General features: G+C 46.9%; 23 protein-coding genes. 22 read left to right on the forward strand and 1 reads right to left on the reverse strand.

All coding sequences use genetic code 11. The annotated features are described in order from the left end of the window. Nucleotides 1–30: 30 nt before the first annotated feature. From rpsH to rpsI, 20 genes are all read left to right on the forward strand, one after another. The gene (gene rpsH, locus OCU14_RS03215) at nt 31–429 is read left to right on the forward strand and encodes a 30S ribosomal protein S8 (RefSeq protein WP_057879254.1); all 399 of its coding nucleotides are present in this window, start codon (nt 31–33) and stop codon (nt 427–429) included. 30 nt (nt 430–459) lie between these two features. After that, on the forward strand, nt 460–996 hold the full coding sequence (gene rplF, locus OCU14_RS03220; protein ID WP_057879253.1) for a 50S ribosomal protein L6: 537 nt from the start codon (nt 460–462) through the stop codon (nt 994–996). Nucleotides 997–1,027: 31 nt separating this feature from the next. Then, on the forward strand, nt 1,028–1,393 hold the full coding sequence (rplR, locus tag OCU14_RS03225) for a 50S ribosomal protein L18 (RefSeq protein WP_309296919.1): 366 nt from the start codon (nt 1,028–1,030) through the stop codon (nt 1,391–1,393). A gap of 22 nt (nt 1,394–1,415) precedes the next feature. Then, nucleotides 1,416–1,919 carry a 30S ribosomal protein S5 gene (gene rpsE, locus OCU14_RS03230; protein WP_057879251.1) on the forward strand — a complete coding sequence of 168 codons (504 nt, stop codon included), beginning with the start codon at nt 1,416–1,418 and terminating at the stop codon, nt 1,917–1,919. A 14-nt stretch (nt 1,920–1,933) separates the two neighbouring features. Further along, the gene (rpmD, locus tag OCU14_RS03235) at nt 1,934–2,116 is read left to right on the forward strand and encodes a 50S ribosomal protein L30 (RefSeq protein WP_057879250.1); all 183 of its coding nucleotides are present in this window, start codon (nt 1,934–1,936) and stop codon (nt 2,114–2,116) included. A 35-nt stretch (nt 2,117–2,151) separates the two neighbouring features. Further along, complete coding sequence (gene rplO / locus OCU14_RS03240; RefSeq protein ID WP_057879249.1) at nt 2,152–2,586, forward strand: 50S ribosomal protein L15; 435 nt, start codon at nt 2,152–2,154, stop codon at nt 2,584–2,586. After that, entirely contained in the window at nt 2,586–3,896 is a 1,311-nt protein-coding gene (secY, locus tag OCU14_RS03245) for a preprotein translocase subunit SecY (RefSeq protein ID WP_125544908.1), read from the forward strand. Before rplO ends, secY begins: the two co-directional genes overlap by 1 nt. A 92-nt stretch (nt 3,897–3,988) precedes the next feature. After that, a complete protein-coding gene (locus OCU14_RS03250; RefSeq protein ID WP_309296920.1) occupies nt 3,989–4,639 on the forward strand; it encodes an adenylate kinase in 651 nt (216 codons plus the stop codon). A 162-nt stretch (nt 4,640–4,801) separates the two neighbouring features. Beyond that, the gene (infA, locus tag OCU14_RS03255; protein WP_057879246.1) at nt 4,802–5,020 is read left to right on the forward strand and encodes a translation initiation factor IF-1; all 219 of its coding nucleotides are present in this window, start codon (nt 4,802–4,804) and stop codon (nt 5,018–5,020) included. Nucleotides 5,021–5,050: 30 nt separating this feature from the next. Next, nucleotides 5,051–5,170, forward strand: a complete 120-nt coding sequence (gene rpmJ, locus OCU14_RS03260; protein WP_008855781.1) for a 50S ribosomal protein L36 — start codon at nt 5,051–5,053, stop codon at nt 5,168–5,170. Between the two features lie 27 nt (nt 5,171–5,197). Next, the gene (gene rpsM / locus OCU14_RS03265) at nt 5,198–5,563 is read left to right on the forward strand and encodes a 30S ribosomal protein S13 (RefSeq protein ID WP_057879245.1); all 366 of its coding nucleotides are present in this window, start codon (nt 5,198–5,200) and stop codon (nt 5,561–5,563) included. A gap of 17 nt (nt 5,564–5,580) precedes the next feature. Further along, nucleotides 5,581–5,970, forward strand: a complete 390-nt coding sequence (rpsK, locus tag OCU14_RS03270; protein ID WP_125544904.1) for a 30S ribosomal protein S11 — start codon at nt 5,581–5,583, stop codon at nt 5,968–5,970. A gap of 87 nt (nt 5,971–6,057) precedes the next feature. After that, entirely contained in the window at nt 6,058–7,008 is a 951-nt protein-coding gene (locus tag OCU14_RS03275; protein ID WP_057879243.1) for a DNA-directed RNA polymerase subunit alpha, read from the forward strand. Nucleotides 7,009–7,038: 30 nt separating this feature from the next. Further along, the gene (rplQ, locus tag OCU14_RS03280; RefSeq protein ID WP_125573697.1) at nt 7,039–7,422 is read left to right on the forward strand and encodes a 50S ribosomal protein L17; all 384 of its coding nucleotides are present in this window, start codon (nt 7,039–7,041) and stop codon (nt 7,420–7,422) included. A 313-nt stretch (nt 7,423–7,735) separates the two neighbouring features. Next, nucleotides 7,736–8,578 (forward strand): energy-coupling factor ABC transporter ATP-binding protein, encoded by an 843-nt coding sequence (locus OCU14_RS03285; RefSeq protein WP_261809798.1) that lies wholly within the window; start codon nt 7,736–7,738, stop codon nt 8,576–8,578. Next, nucleotides 8,554–9,426 carry an energy-coupling factor ABC transporter ATP-binding protein gene (locus tag OCU14_RS03290; RefSeq protein ID WP_261809770.1) on the forward strand — a complete coding sequence of 291 codons (873 nt, stop codon included), beginning with the start codon at nt 8,554–8,556 and terminating at the stop codon, nt 9,424–9,426. Before OCU14_RS03285 ends, OCU14_RS03290 begins: the two co-directional genes overlap by 25 nt. Continuing rightward, nucleotides 9,419–10,219 (forward strand): energy-coupling factor transporter transmembrane component T family protein, encoded by an 801-nt coding sequence (locus OCU14_RS03295; protein ID WP_261809771.1) that lies wholly within the window; start codon nt 9,419–9,421, stop codon nt 10,217–10,219. Before OCU14_RS03290 ends, OCU14_RS03295 begins: the two co-directional genes overlap by 8 nt. A gap of 8 nt (nt 10,220–10,227) precedes the next feature. Then, entirely contained in the window at nt 10,228–11,025 is a 798-nt protein-coding gene (truA, locus tag OCU14_RS03300) for a tRNA pseudouridine(38-40) synthase TruA (protein ID WP_261809772.1), read from the forward strand. A 137-nt stretch (nt 11,026–11,162) separates the two neighbouring features. Then, nucleotides 11,163–11,606, forward strand: coding sequence for a 50S ribosomal protein L13 (gene rplM, locus OCU14_RS03305; RefSeq protein WP_057879237.1), 444 nt, complete (start codon nt 11,163–11,165; stop codon nt 11,604–11,606). Nucleotides 11,607–11,619: 13 nt separating this feature from the next. Continuing rightward, nucleotides 11,620–12,012: a 30S ribosomal protein S9 gene (gene rpsI, locus OCU14_RS03310; protein WP_057879236.1), complete on the forward strand. Its 393-nt coding sequence runs from the start codon at nt 11,620–11,622 to the stop codon at nt 12,010–12,012. A gap of 136 nt (nt 12,013–12,148) precedes the next feature. On the opposite strand, the gene OCU14_RS03315 is transcribed toward rpsI, so the two are convergent. Next, complete coding sequence (locus tag OCU14_RS03315; RefSeq protein WP_125544884.1) at nt 12,149–12,460, reverse strand: helix-turn-helix domain-containing protein; 312 nt, start codon at nt 12,458–12,460, stop codon at nt 12,149–12,151. Between the two features lie 429 nt (nt 12,461–12,889). On the opposite strand from OCU14_RS03315, the gene OCU14_RS03320 reads away from it, so the two are divergent. Together OCU14_RS03320 and OCU14_RS03325 are read left to right on the forward strand one after the other, a co-directional pair. Continuing rightward, entirely contained in the window at nt 12,890–13,678 is a 789-nt protein-coding gene (locus OCU14_RS03320) for a CAP domain-containing protein (protein WP_261809773.1), read from the forward strand. A gap of 40 nt (nt 13,679–13,718) precedes the next feature. Next, nucleotides 13,719–14,507, forward strand: a complete 789-nt coding sequence (locus OCU14_RS03325) for a CAP domain-containing protein (protein ID WP_261809774.1) — start codon at nt 13,719–13,721, stop codon at nt 14,505–14,507. Nucleotides 14,508–14,632 lie beyond the last annotated feature (125 nt).

Below are 14,632 nucleotides of genomic sequence, written 5' to 3' on the forward strand. Positions count from 1 at the left end.
GAATTTTAAACAAAGGGAGGGAAATCGTTAATGTCCATGACTGATCCTATTGCAGACTTCTTGACTCGGATCCGTAACGCGAACATGGTTCGCCACGAATCACTCGAAGTACCTGCATCAACAATTAAACGTGACATCGCTGAAATCCTGAAGCGCGAAGGTTTCATCCGTAACGTTGAATACATCGATGATGACAAGCAAGGTATCATCCGCGTATTCCTCAAGTACGGTAAAGACAACCAACGTGTTATCAGTGGTTTGAAGCGTATTTCAAAGCCCGGCTTACGTTCATACGTTAAGGCCGATGCTGTTCCAAAGGTATTGAACGGTTTAGGTATCGCTATTATCTCCACCTCTGAAGGTGTAGTTACTGATAAAGAAGCGCGTGCCAAGAAAATCGGTGGCGAAGTTCTCGCCTACGTTTGGTAAAACTTTTAAGAAGATAGGAGGTGCCTTACAGTGAGTCGTATTGGTTATAAAACTGTCAAAGTCCCAGCTGGCGTTGATGTTAAGCGCGATGGCGATCAAGTTACGGTTAAAGGTCCTAAGGGTTCTTTAACCCGTACTTTCTCTGACTTCATTACGATGAAGATCAGTGACGGTGCCGTTGATTTCGACCGTCCAGATAACAACAACAAGACGCGGGCCCTTCATGGTACGCAACGAGCTAACTTGAACAACATGGTTGAAGGTGTTGTCAATGGCTTCGCAAAGACCTTGAAGTTAGTCGGTGTTGGTTACCGTGTTCAGGCTAAGGGTAAGACCTTGGTATTGAGCGTTGGTTATTCTAACCCTGTTGAAATGGCTATTCCAGAAACTTTAGAAGTTAAGGTTCCTGACAACACCACTATCAACATTTCAGGCATTAGTAAGCAAGAAGTCGGTGACTTCGCTGCTGAAATCCGTGCCGTCCGTTCACCAGAACCTTACAAAGGTAAGGGTATCCGTTACGAAAACGAATTCGTTCGCATTCGTGAAGGTAAAACTGGTAAGTAAAGCAGCTTAATGCTGATAATTCTACAAAGAGGTGACTATTTTGATTACGAAACCAGATAAGAACAAGACACGTCAAAAGCGTCATATGCGTGTCCGCAACAAAATTTCTGGAGATGCAGTACGCCCACGCTTAAACGTTTTCCGCTCTAACAAAAACATCTACGCTCAAGTCATTGATGACGTAGCGGGTGTCACGCTTGTTAGTGCCTCGACGTTAGATAGCGAAGTGACTGGTGACAACAAAACTGACCAAGCTAAGGCTGTCGGTGTTTTAGTTGCTAAGCGCGCTATCGAAAAGAAGATTAGCAATGTTGTGTTTGACCGTGGCGGATACTTATATCATGGCCGGGTACAAGCATTAGCAGAAGCTGCTCGTGAAAACGGGTTGAAATTTTAACAGTAAGGAGGAATAACCACACATGGCAAAATTTATTGATCCCGACAAGTTAGAACTTGAAGACAACGTTGTTGCTATCAACCGAATTACCAAAGTTGTTAAGGGTGGCCGTCGTCTTCGGTTCTCTGCTTTAGTAATCGTTGGTGATAAGAACGGCCACGTTGGCTTTGGTACTGGTAAAGCACAAGAAGTCCCAGAAGCCATTCGTAAGGCTGTTGAAGCCGCTCGTAAGAACTTGATCGAAGTTCCAGTCGTGGGAACGACCATTCCTCACGAAGTACTGGGAACATTTGGTGGTGGCAAGATTATGCTCAAGCCAGCCGCTGAAGGTTCTGGAGTTACGGCCGGTGGTGCCGTTCGTTCCGTCATGGAACTTGCAGGTATCGCTGACGTTACTTCAAAGCGTTTAGGTTCTAACACGCCGGTCAATGCAGTTCGTGCCACTTTTGCTGGCCTGACTGAATTGAAGCGTGCTGAAGAAGTTGCCGCTCTCCGTGGTGTCTCTCTTCAACACTTAGCTGAATAAGGAGGGGTATTAAAATGGCTCAATTAAAAGTTACTTTAATTCATAGTGTCGCTCACCGCCTCCCTAAACAGCGGAAGATTGTGGAAGCTATGGGCTTACACCGAGTTAACAGCTCAGTGGTACAGCCTGATAACGAAGCAACTCGCGGTGCGCTTTTCCAAATCGCACATTTGATTAAGGTTGAAGAAGTTAAGTAGTACTCATATCATTAAATAAGGAGGTGCGCAATAGCATGAAGTTGAATGAATTAAAACCTGCTGAAGGCTCACGGAAGGTTCGTAACCGAGTTGGCCGTGGTGATTCTTCTGGTAATGGTAAGACCTCTGGTCGTGGCCAAAAGGGTCAGAAGGCTCGTAGCAAGACTCGTTTGGGTTTTGAAGGGGGCCAAATGCCTCTTTACCGTCGTATTCCAAAGCGTGGGTTTACCAACATTAACCGTAAGGAATTTGCTGTCGTAAACGTATCCGCTTTGAACGTCTTCGATGACGGCGCCGAAGTAACCCCAGTTAACTTGGTAGAAGCTGGTATCGTGAAGAACGAAAAGGCCGGTATCAAGGTTTTGGGTAACGGTGAGTTAACGAAGAAGTTGACGGTAAAGGCCGCTAAGTTCTCCAAGTCAGCTGTACAAGCTATCGAAGCTGCTGGTGGTAAGACTGAGGTGATCTAATGCTATCAAGCTTGAAAAACGCCTTTAAGATTAAAGACATTCGTAATAAGATACTCTTTACTCTTCTGGTTTTGATTGTCTTTCGGTTGGGTACCTACATTACTGTCCCCGGCATTAACGCGAAGGCACTTCAAAGCGTCGCGTCTTCTGGGTTGGTTAGTATTTTAGATACTTTTAGTGGTGGTGGGTTGAGTAACTATTCCATCTTTGCGATGGGGGTCTCACCTTACATCACGGCACAAATCGTTATTCAATTGCTACAAATGGACATCGTACCGCGCTTCGTTGAATGGAGTAAGCAGGGTGATGTTGGTCGTCGGAAGTTAAACCAAGCCACACGTTACTTGGCGATTTTTCTCGCTTTCGTTCAGTCTATCGGGATTACGGCTGGTTTCAGTGCCTTAAGTTCACTGAAATTAGTTCAAAACCCGAGTGTCACAACGTACCTCTCGATCGGGTTAATCCTGACCGGTGGGACGATGTTGACGACTTGGATGGGTGACATGATCACCGACCGTGGGTTAGGGAATGGGATCTCAATGATTATCTTTGCGGGTATCATTGCTCGGACACCTAATTCCGTCTACAAACTTTACAAAACTTATTTTGTCGACATTGCATCAGGTGACATGTGGAAGAGTGTTTTGTTCATCTTAGGCTTGATTGTTTTGGTTCTGATGATCGTCACGTTTACGACGTGGGTTCAACAGGCTGAACGTCGAGTACCGATGCAATACACACGTCGAGTATCTGGTTCGCCAGATAGCAGCTACCTTCCTTTGAAGGTTAACGTTGCTGGTGTTATCCCAGTTATCTTCGCAAGTTCGTTTATTGCGACGCCTCAAACTATTTTGATGGCGTTCCAAAATACGCACTCATCGGATGGCTGGTATCAAACGCTCTCGAACATCTTTAACATGCAAACCTTGGATGGTGCCATTTTGTACACCGTTCTGATCGTTGTGTTCACGTTCTTCTATGCGTTTGTTCAGGTTAACCCTGAAAAGTTAGCTGAGAACCTGCAAAAGCAGGGGAGCTACATTCCAGGCGTTTGGCCAGGACATGAAACGCAGTCATATGTTTCCAACTTACTTATGCGTCTCAGCACTGTTGGGGCCTTGTTCCTTGGATTCATTTCCTTAATTCCGTTATTAGCCCAAAACCTTTGGGACTTAGATGAGTCAATTGGTTTGGGTGGTACCAGCCTCTTAATCGTGGTTGGGGTTGCCATTGAAACCATGCGCCAAGTTGACGGATTGATGATGAAGCGCGAATACGTTGGCTTTATCCAAGATCCAGAACCAGCTTAATGAGTTTCCAGCGGGTGTGTTGATCTCTTAGCACACCTGCTTGTGTTTTTAAGGCGAATAATTTCGAAGTAAGGAGCATGAACATGACAGCAATGAATTTAATTCTCATGGGCTTACCGGGTGCCGGTAAGGGGACACAAGCCCAAAAAATCATCGATGAGTTCCATTTGCCACATATTTCAACGGGAGATATCTTCCGTGCGGCAATGAAGAATGAAACGAAGATGGGCTTGGCCGCTAAAACCTACATCGACAAAGGCGAATTGGTTCCTGACGAAGTCACTAACGGCATCGTTAAGGAACGGTTAGCCGAAGCCGATACGGCTAAGGGGTTCATGTTGGATGGGTTCCCCCGTTCCATTGTTCAAGCCGAAGCTTTAGATAGCTTTGGCCCAGAACTGGACCGGACCATCAACGCCGTGATTAATATTCACGTCGAACCGGATGTTCTAATCGAACGACTCTCAGGTCGTTACATTTGCCGGAATTGTGGGGCAACTTACCACAAGCTCTACAACAACCCTAAGGTTGAAGGAACTTGTGATGTTTGTGGTCACCATGACTTTTACCAACGTGAAGACGACAAGCCGGAAACGGTTAAGAATCGTTTAGCAGTTAACTTAAAGGCCAACACGCCTTTGGTTGATTACTATACGAAGAAGAACCTCTTGTTTACGGTGGATGGTAATCGAGATATCGATGACGTTTACGTCGACATTGAAAAGATCTTGAAGGCCCTGTAAGTCGAGGTAATTCTTGCGTCAATGTAAGAATTATGGTAGACTTATTCAGGTTTAGCCTGTAAATGGCGCGCTGTCGCAATTCACAGGTGCTAGGTGGGTGCCGCATCCGCGGCCCGACCGCTTTTACGTGTGTATGCACGCAATTAAAAGGGAGGTACTTTCGTGGCGAAAAGCGATGTCATCGAAATCGAAGGTAAAGTTACCGAAACATTACCTAATGCAATGTTTCGAGTCGAATTAGAAAACGGTCATGAGATTCTTGCTCATGTCTCCGGTAAGATTCGGATGCATTATATCCGGATTCTACCTGGTGACCGAGTAACTGTTGAAATGTCACCGTATGACTTGTCTAAAGGCCGGATTACTTATCGTTTCAAGTAATCGGTTTGGACAGATGTAGGAGGGATATTCATGAAAGTAAGACCATCAGTTAAGCCAATGTGCGAACACTGCAAGGTTATCAAGCGTAAAGGCCGAGTTATGATTATTTGCTCAGCCAACCCTAAGCATAAACAACGCCAGGGTAAGTAATTTCAATTTATAGGAGGTGTACATTCAATGCCACGTATTGCTGGAGTGGATTTACCACGTGATAAGCGTATCGCTTATGGTTTAACTTACATTTTTGGGATTGGTATCAACACGGCTCACAAGATCGTTGCTGCTGCCGGTGTCTCTGAAGACGTTCGGGTTCGTGATTTAACTCCCGACCAAGAAGACAAGATCCGTGCTGAAGTCGACAACTACAAAGTTGAAGGTGACTTACGGCGTGAGGTTACGCTGAACATCAAGAACTTACAAGAAATTGGTTCTTACCGTGGAATGCGTCACCGTCGCGGATTACCTGTTCGCGGTCAACACACTAAAAACAATGCCCGCACTCGGAAGGGTAAAGCCGTTTCCGTTGCCGGTAAGAAGAAGTAAAGGAGGGTTATCACTTTATGGCTACTAGAAAAACTAGTCGCAAGCGTCGGGTCAAGAAAAATATTGAAGCCGGTGTTGCACACATTCATGCTACGTTTAACAATACATTAGTTATGATCACTGACGTTCAAGGGAACGCCATTGCTTGGTCATCAGCTGGTGCCTTGGGCTTTAAGGGTAGTCGGAAGTCAACACCATTTGCTGCGCAAATGGCTGCTGAAGCCGCTGCTAAGTCCTCAATGGAACACGGTGTCAAGTCCGTAGAAGTTGCTGTTAAGGGTCCTGGTTCAGGACGTGAAGCTGCTATCCGGGCCATCCAAGCTGCTGGTATCGAAATCACCGCTATTCGCGATGTTACGCCAGTGCCTCATAATGGGACTCGTCCTCCAAAGCGCCGTCGGGTTTAACGTGAGCGTTTCATTAATGAGGGCAACCTTCATGATGGGATTGACTTATAGAAGCTCAACGCGGTTTGAAAGGGGTAAACGATAAGAATGATTGAATTTGAAAAGCCTAACATTCATAAAATTGACGAAAGCAGTAACTACGGTAAGTTCATTGTCGAACCGTTGGAACGTGGTTACGGGACAACGCTTGGTAATTCCTTACGTCGGATTCTGCTTTCTTCATTACCTGGTGCAGCTATTACCAGCATTCAAATCGACGGGGTTTTACATGAATTTTCAACTATCGAAGGTGTTGTTGAAGACGTCACGCAAATCATCTTGAATGTTAAGAAGATTGCGCTGAAGCTCAACGGTTCTGACGAACAAGAAGAATCCATGGAAATCAACGTTAAAGGACCAGCACAGGTCACTGCCGGTGACATTGTTGCAGGTGCGGACGTTGACGTTTTAAACCCAGATCTGTACATTGCTACGGTTGCCGATGGGGCAACGTTCCATATGCGGATGACTGCGGATAAAGGCCGGGGTTATGTTTCTGCTGACGAGAATAAGACTCGCAACACGGACATGCCAATTGGTGTCTTAGCCGTTGATTCCATTTATACCCCTATCGAACGGGTTAACTACCAAGTAGAGAATGCACGGGTTGGCCAACGGGCTGACTACGATAAATTGACCCTGGATGTTTGGACAAACGGTTCAATTAATCCAAGCGAAGCCATTGCTCTGGCTGCAAAGATCTTAACCGAACATTTGGCAATGTTTGTCGACTTGACTGACGAAGCTAAGAATGCGGAAATCATGGTTGAAAAAGAAGAGACGCACAAGGAAAAGATGCTTGAGATGACCATCGAAGAGCTCGACTTGTCCGTACGTTCTTACAACTGTTTGAAGCGTGCTGGTATCAACACGGTTCAAGAATTGACTAATAAGACTGAAGCAGACATGATGAAGGTTCGTAACTTGGGTCGCAAGTCCCTCGAAGAAGTTAAAGCTAAGTTAGCTGACTTAGGTTTGTCACTTCGGAAGGAAGACTAATTTTAGACACTCAAAGGAGGGTTTCTGGTTATGAGTTACCGTAAATTACAACGGACTAGTTCACAACGTCGCGCATTATTACGTGACTTGACCACTAGTTTAATCTTAAACGGCCGCATCGAAACGACTGAAGCACGCGCTAAAGAAGTTCGCAAGACGGCTGACCAAATGATTACTTTAGGTAAGCAAGGCGATTTACATGCTCGTCGGCAAGCTGCTGCTTTCATCCGTAACGTTGTTGCAGATGTTAAAGAAGATGGCGACGATGTTGTTGTTACCAGTGCATTACAAAAGGTATTTAGCGAATTAGCACCTAAGTACGCAGACCGTAAAGGTGGTTACACGCGTATCTTGAAGACGATGCCTCGTCGTGGTGATGGTGCCGCAATGGCTATCTTAGAATTCGTTGACTAATTTTTAATTAGTTAAAGGGTGTGTCGTCCCTTAAACGGCTCACGGTTACAAATTAATCACTAGGATCATGTGGTATAGAGCGTTATGATGATGGATTTTTCCGAGTCTAGCTTGAATGGGGGCAATCGCCTCAGCGCCGCTGGTTTGTTAGTGATTTTTTTTGTGCCCAAAATTTGAGATGGCCATTTACATAGACCGTTGACTGGTTGGCGACTACCTGTTTCTCCTGGTGGCAAAAGGACCCGAAAGTTTCGTAAATGTCGAGATTTTTGGTATAATTACGGGTGACTTTTCAAAAGGAGAATCGACAGCGCTGATGGAAAATATTATTGATGTACAACACTTGAGTTACCGTTATCAGGACACTGATGGACGGCCGGCTTTGGATGATATCAGCTTCACCGTGAGAGCGGGGGAGTGGTTGGCACTGGTCGGTCATAACGGTAGCGGAAAGTCCACATTGGCGCGAGCCGTTGATGGACTTCTCCCGTTCAGTGAAGGGACGGTCACCGTGGGGGGGATTAAGTTAACCCCGGAAACGGTTTGGGAAGTTCGCGAGAAGATCGGCATGATCTTTCAGAATCCCGATAATCAGTTTGTTGGCGCCACGGTCGAAGACGATGTCGCCTTTGGCCTCGAGAATCGGCAAATTTCACGTGCTGAGATGGTTCCACGCGTTAAAGCAGCCCTCGATGAGGTTGGCATGCAGACGTTCGCACAGCGCGAGCCAGGGGCCTTATCCGGTGGGCAGAAACAGCGGGTGGCTTTAGCTGGAATTGTGGCGATTGCCCCTGACATTCTGATCCTGGACGAGGCGACCAGCATGCTGGACCCACAGGGCCGGCGAGATATGTTGGCCTTGGTTCAACGTCTCCGTGAAGAGAAACATCTGACGGTTATTTCCATTACCCATGACATTGACGAAGCCGCCAGCGCCGACCGCATCCTGGTGATTGATGACGGCAAGCTCGTGGAAGAAGCGCAACCGGCGGAGATTTTTGCTCAGGGTGAGCGTCTGGTTCATTTGGGATTAGACGTACCGTTCACTGCTAAATTAAAACAAGCCTTACAAGACCGTGGAATTACGGTTCCTGCGGGTTATCAAACGACGACAGAAATGGAGGAATGGTTGTGGCAATCACTTTCGAACACGTAGGGTATACCTATCAGGCGGGTACGCCGATGGCGACCCCTGCACTGAGTGATATTTCCTTTACCGTTCCCGACCATGGCTACCTGGCGATTATTGGTCATACCGGGAGTGGCAAATCTACATTGATTCAGCAGATCAATGCGCTCCTGAAGCCGACTACGGGAAAAATTACTGTGGATGATTTCACGATTACCCCTCAGACGACGAATGCCGATTTGAAGCCTTTACGTCGGCATGTGGGTATGGTTTTCCAATTTCCAGAAAGCCAATTGTTTGAGGAGACTATTCAACGTGACATCGCATTTGGTCCGCAGAACTTTGGTGTGAGCGAAGAAGAGGCAAATCAACGTGCCTTGGACATGTTGAAAACGGTGGGGCTAGACGAGAGTTTTGCTGACCGGTCACCATTCGAATTGTCCGGGGGACAGATGCGTCGGGTGGCGATCGCTGGGGTATTGGCCATGCAGCCTAAGGTCTTGATTCTCGATGAACCGACCGCAGGACTTGATCCCCAGGGACGCCAAGAAATGATGACACTCTTTAATCGGCTACACCAGGAACAGGGACTCACCATCATCTTGGTCACGCACCAGATGGAGGATGTGGCCGCTTATGCCGATGAGGTGGCGGTGATGCAGGCTGGCAAGCTCTTGACCTGTGCGACCCCTCAGGAGGTCTTCAGTGACCCCACTTGGGTTCAGAACAGTGACATTGACGTCCCACGGGCAGCGAAGTTTGCCCAACGTCTCGGTAAACGTGGTGTGAAGTGGGACCAGCTTCCCTTGACCGCCGACCAGTTGGCCGATCAATTGGTTCAGCACTGGCCGGGAATGGGGGGCCAACATGAGTAATTTTATCTTTGGGCGTTATTTACCCCTGAATTCCATTGTCCATCGCCTGGATCCCCGATCAAAGCTCCTATTGAGTTTCTGCTATCTCATCGTGGTGTTCCTTGCCAACTCTTGGTTGAGCTATGCCATCCTGATTGGGTTTACCTTGGCGGCCATTTTGTCGTCTAAAATCAGTTTGGGATTCTTTCTCAAAGGACTCCGGCCCATGCTGTGGCTGATCGCCTTTACTGTAGTGGTCCAGCTACTATTCAGTCCGGCTGGGGGCCACGTCTACTTTCACTGGACAATTCTTAACATTACCCAAGCGGGTCTGGTGAATTCGGGTGTGATTTTCATTCGGTTTTTATTAATTATCATGATGTCCACGCTCTTGACCCTGTCAACGCAACCCCTGGATATTGCCACGGGGTTGTCCTCGCTGATGAAGCCGCTACGTTGGGTGCGTATTCCTGTAGATACGCTGGCAATGATGCTGGCGATCGCCCTGCGGTTTGTGCCTACGTTGATGGATGAAGCAACTAAAATTATGAATGCGCAACGTGCACGGGGCGTGGACTTTGGTGAAGGTGGTCTGATCAAGCAGGCCAAGTCCTTCATTCCCTTAATGGTGCCGCTGTTTATGAGTGCCTTTAATCGGGCAGAAGATTTATCGACGGCCATGGAGGCTCGCGGTTATCGTGACAGCGAGCATCGCAGTCAATATCGTATTTTAACTTGGCAACGACGGGATACGATGACCTGGATTGTCTTTCTCATGGTCGTAGCGACCATGTTAGCAACACGTCGTTGGTAGGAGGAAACATGCCACGTTATAAAATTACTTTGATGTATGATGGAACAAACTTTGCGGGCTTTCAACGCCAACCGGATCGCCGGACCGTCGAAAGTGTTTTGACCAAGGTCATTAACAAGATGGCTAAGAATCCGGATCCCAAGATTCTTGTGTATGGGTCGGGGAGAACGGATGCCGGCGTGCACGCCTTAGCGCAGGTCGTCCACTTCGACTTTCCCTTTACGATTCCGGAAGAGAGCATGCGCAAGGGCCTTAATAGCATGTTACCCATGGATATGGAGATTCGACGCGTTGAGATTGTGCCAGCAACTTTTCATGCCCGTTACGACGTATCCGGCAAACGGTACTTGTATCGCATGGATATGGGGGAATTCCGCAATCCCTTTAAACGCAATTATACGGGCCACTGGAAGTTTCCAGTTGATTTAGATAAGATTAATCAGGCCTTGGGTGATCTCGTCGGAGAACACGATTTTACCAGTTTCGTGGCCTCTGGGGCGCAGACTCGCACCTTCGTGCGGACGATCTATGAGGCAACCTGTCATATTGACGAGACGAACCACGAGCTCGTCTTCGAATTTTATGGGAATGGCTTTATGTACAATCAGGTCCGGATTATGGTCGGGGTGCTGGTCGAAATTGGTTCTGGAAGCCGACCTGTTCACGACATTCTGCGCCTCTATCAGGTCAAGGATCGCAGGCAGGCACGGCGAACCGTCCCGGCAGCGGGGCTTTACTTAAAACATGTGTATTATCAGGGGGAAGACCCCGAACATCCGACAAAATTGCCGCAAAGACAGCGCTAATTTTGCTGAGGGCATAAACAATCATTGACTTTAGGGTGAAAACTTTGTATTATGGTCATTGGTATTGTTTGCCCCACGATAAGCCCCGGAAAGTTTACTTGGTGTCAGACAAACTCAGATTTATGGAGGAATATAACGTGCGTACAACTTATATGGCAAAACCCAACGATATTAACCGCAAATGGTACATCGTTGATGCAACTGACGTTAGTTTAGGACGTCTTGCTTCAGTCGTTGCTTCTGTATTACGTGGCAAGAACAAGCCAACGTTCACCCCTAACGTGGACACTGGTGACAACGTAATTGTTATCAACGCAAGCAAGATTGCTTTGACTGGCCGTAAGGCTTCGGGCAAGATTTACTATCACCACACTGGTTTCCCAGGTGGTTTAAAGTCCCGTACTGCTGGTAACTTCCGGGCCCAAAACCCAGAAAAATTGATCGAAACTTCTGTCCAAGGTATGCTTCCTAAGAACTCCTTAGGTCATCAGATGGCATTGAAGCTTCATGTGTATGCTGGTGAAGACCACAAGCACGAAGCCCAAAAGCCGGAAGTATTAGACATCACTAACCTAATCTAAGGAGGAAACCAAAATGGCACAAGTTCAATATCGCGGCACTGGCCGTCGTAAAAACTCCTCTGCTCGGGTGCGTTTAGTACCAGGCTCAGGTAAGATTGTTATGAACAAGAAGGCAATTGAGGATTACATCCCATTTGCTAGCATTCGTGAAGTTGTTTTACAACCATTCAACGTTACGGAAACGCTCGGTAACTACGATGCATTAGTTACTGTTCACGGTGGCGGTTTCTCCGGTCAAGCCGGCGCAACTCGTCATGGGATCGCTCGGGCATTGCTCGAAGTTGACCCAGACTTCCGTGGTCCGCTGAAGCGTGCGGGTCTTTTGACTCGTGACCCACGGATGAAGGAACGGAAGAAGCCAGGTCTCAAGAAGGCCCGGAAAGCTTCCCAATTCTCAAAGCGTTAATATTTCGATATTATCTATTTGGGGAAAGCTCTCGCCGTTATGGCGGGGGCTTTTTTTGTGCAATCAGGGATTGGGGATGAACAAGTCATAAAAAAACAGGCCAGCCTTCCTGTAGAAGACAGCCTGTTACATTGGTCTATGCTTTGTCGATAATCTCGTTGGCGCGTTCAATTAAGGCAACGAACTGTAAGACACTTTCGACTTGTTCGTCAGTCAGGCCCCCGAGACTAAAGGGTAAATCATCGGTTCTACCAAGTAGGTAATCTGATGAGGTGTCCAAGACATCACAGATCTTGGTCAGTGTTTCAATTGAGGGATAGGATAGGCCTTGTTCGTAAGCCGAAATCGTTCCCTTGCTGACTTCAAGCCTTTGAGATAGTTCGAGTTGCGTTAAACGCTTGTGCTTGCGAACGGCTTTTAACCTCTCGCCAAAGAATTGTACAGTCATGAGTTTTCACCCTCCGTTTAGGGTAGCAAAAACTTGTAACAGAATTACGTGCATTAGGTATATGTAATATTGATTTTCCTGTGATTTATTGATAATATTAGACATATGAAGTATCAGCCCAAGATATATTTTTAACACGAAAATATTTTGATGGATTAACGAGTCAACTTGTTTTCCCGTTGTATTTTATATTTAAGGGGGTGTACTCTATTAATGGGTGAAGTTCTTTGGCGATAAGTTTGCTAAACGTTGGCATTAAGCGTGTAGTGACGGGCCGGAGAAGTGAGCCAACCTAAGTCGAGAGTGAGTCCCGAAATCCTAGTGGAACCCAGTTCACGGCCACAGAAAGCAAAGTGATAATTAACTTTTTTGTTCGGATGTAGGCATCACCAATTTTGATTGAGTTAACACAAATGGAGGGTATCAAGGATGAAAGCAAAAAAGATGATGATTTCGGCACTCACGGTTCTCAGTGTGACTGCCATGGGGCTCACCACCGTAACGACTGGTTCGAACACGGCTTTTGCCAAGTCTAAAGCGGCAAAAGTTTTGAAGACAAGCACTTATAAATCTAAGAAAAAAGTACACGTCACTGGCAGTTGGATGTATTCAAATACGAAGTTGACGCATAAGAATCACCACATGACGAAGTTCCTCTACACCAAGTTCTATGCGACGAAGAAGGTTCAGATTCGTCAGGCCAATGGCAAGAAAGTTACATACAATTACTTGAAGTCTAAGGACGGCAAGACGAAGGGCTATGTCGCGACAAAGTATGTTTATAATCAGTGGGGGCACGGCAAGTATAGTGTGGCCGCTTACCGAAAAAACGCTGTGAAGGAGCTTAATAAATTCCGGGCCGAAAACGGTGTCGCACCGCTAAAGGAAGACGCTAAGCTGGACAAAATTGCCCAGAAGAATGCGGACCGGATGCGTAAAGAAGGTAAGTCCTTTAAGATCAATGTCGAAGGTACGCCACATGCTGGGATGATTTACGATGACTATGTTGCACCTAGGTCGACGCCAATTATTGGCTATGAAAATGGGGCGCAGTGGGGCCAAGGGACGATTCTTTCATGGATGCGGATTACCGACAGATGGCGTGATATTGGTGCCATCCCTCATTTGATGAATCCTAACCAAACCAAGGTTGGTTTTGGTGCGATGCAGCATGGCCAAGAACTCTATGAATTTGCTATCTTGTCCCATAAAGACTAAGCAACGGTTTCGATGATGACATAATTTGGAGGAATCAGGCATGAAAGCTCAAAAAATGTTTCTCTCGACCTTAGCCGTACTGGGAATTTCCGTCATGGGGTTGTCGGCGATTACGATACCAGCCGACACGGCGTTAGCCAAGACCAAGGCTGCCAAGGTGGTTAAGACCACAACTTACAAGTCCAAGCATAAGGTCCACGTCCGTGGGAGCTGGATGTATTCAAACACGACCCTCACCCACAAGAATCACCACATGACCAAATACCTCTACACTAAATTCTATGCGACCAAGAAGGTTACCCTGCGTAAGGCCAATGGAAAAACGGCCACGTACAACTACTTGAAGTCTAAGGATAGTAAGGTCAAAGGTTACGTGGCTTCGACCTATGTTTGGAACCGATGGGGCTATGGCAAGTACAGTGTGAAGGCTTACCGGAAGAGCGCTGTTGCAGCTATCAACGAGGACCGTGTCGCTCAAGGCTTAAAGCCCTATAAGGAAGATCCTAAGTTGGACAAGATTGCGCAAAGCAACAGTGACCGGATGCTCAAGGATGGCAGTAAGTTTAAGCGAGACCTTGAGGGGACTCCGCATGCTGGCTGGATTCAAGACCACTATATTGCACCTAAATCCAATCCAATCGTTCACTACAAAAATGGTAGAGAATGGGGAATTGGGTCCGAAAACTCTTGGATGCATCGAAGTGACATTGACCGACCGGCCTTTGCCATCCCTTACCTGATGAGTGCTCACCACACGTCAATCGGCTTGGGCGGGACGCAACACTGTGAAGCTGTCTATGAATTTGTTCTGTTTTCTCATAAGGGTTAAGTTCAACACTAATGTTAACTAACTGGATGGTGACATCCGAGGTACCGCTAATTCTATAACTGAATTAGCGGTACTTTTTTTGGTACCACGGCTAACCCCAGAATTCTCCGGAAAGGGTGTTGTGT

The organism is Levilactobacillus humaensis, assembly GCF_024345185.1.
GTDB lineage: Bacteria > Bacillota > Bacilli > Lactobacillales > Lactobacillaceae > Levilactobacillus > Levilactobacillus humaensis.

What these genes read in the sequence shown, in the direction of transcription:
- rpmD (WP_057879250.1), top strand. Translation starts at nt 1,934, where the DNA reads ATGGCTCAATTAAAAGTTACTTTAATTCATAGTGTCGCTCACCGCCTC.
- rpsK (WP_125544904.1), top strand. Translation starts at nt 5,581, where the DNA reads ATGGCTACTAGAAAAACTAGTCGCAAGCGTCGGGTCAAGAAAAATATT.
- OCU14_RS03295 (WP_261809771.1), top strand. Translation starts at nt 9,419, where the DNA reads ATGAGTAATTTTATCTTTGGGCGTTATTTACCCCTGAATTCCATTGTC.
- OCU14_RS03315 (WP_125544884.1), bottom strand. Translation starts at nt 12,460, where the DNA reads ATGACTGTACAATTCTTTGGCGAGAGGTTAAAAGCCGTTCGCAAGCAC.
- OCU14_RS03320 (WP_261809773.1), top strand. Translation starts at nt 12,890, where the DNA reads ATGAAAGCAAAAAAGATGATGATTTCGGCACTCACGGTTCTCAGTGTG.
- OCU14_RS03250 (WP_309296920.1), top strand. Translation starts at nt 3,989, where the DNA reads ATGAATTTAATTCTCATGGGCTTACCGGGTGCCGGTAAGGGGACACAA.
- OCU14_RS03325 (WP_261809774.1), top strand. Translation starts at nt 13,719, where the DNA reads ATGAAAGCTCAAAAAATGTTTCTCTCGACCTTAGCCGTACTGGGAATT.
- OCU14_RS03275 (WP_057879243.1), top strand. Translation starts at nt 6,058, where the DNA reads ATGATTGAATTTGAAAAGCCTAACATTCATAAAATTGACGAAAGCAGT.
- rpsI (WP_057879236.1), top strand. Translation starts at nt 11,620, where the DNA reads ATGGCACAAGTTCAATATCGCGGCACTGGCCGTCGTAAAAACTCCTCT.
- rpsM (WP_057879245.1), top strand. Translation starts at nt 5,198, where the DNA reads ATGCCACGTATTGCTGGAGTGGATTTACCACGTGATAAGCGTATCGCT.
- rpsH (WP_057879254.1), top strand. Translation starts at nt 31, where the DNA reads ATGTCCATGACTGATCCTATTGCAGACTTCTTGACTCGGATCCGTAAC.
- truA (WP_261809772.1), top strand. Translation starts at nt 10,228, where the DNA reads ATGCCACGTTATAAAATTACTTTGATGTATGATGGAACAAACTTTGCG.
- rpmJ (WP_008855781.1), top strand. Translation starts at nt 5,051, where the DNA reads ATGAAAGTAAGACCATCAGTTAAGCCAATGTGCGAACACTGCAAGGTT.
- secY (WP_125544908.1), top strand. Translation starts at nt 2,586, where the DNA reads ATGCTATCAAGCTTGAAAAACGCCTTTAAGATTAAAGACATTCGTAAT.
- rplQ (WP_125573697.1), top strand. Translation starts at nt 7,039, where the DNA reads ATGAGTTACCGTAAATTACAACGGACTAGTTCACAACGTCGCGCATTA.
- rplO (WP_057879249.1), top strand. Translation starts at nt 2,152, where the DNA reads ATGAAGTTGAATGAATTAAAACCTGCTGAAGGCTCACGGAAGGTTCGT.
- rpsE (WP_057879251.1), top strand. Translation starts at nt 1,416, where the DNA reads ATGGCAAAATTTATTGATCCCGACAAGTTAGAACTTGAAGACAACGTT.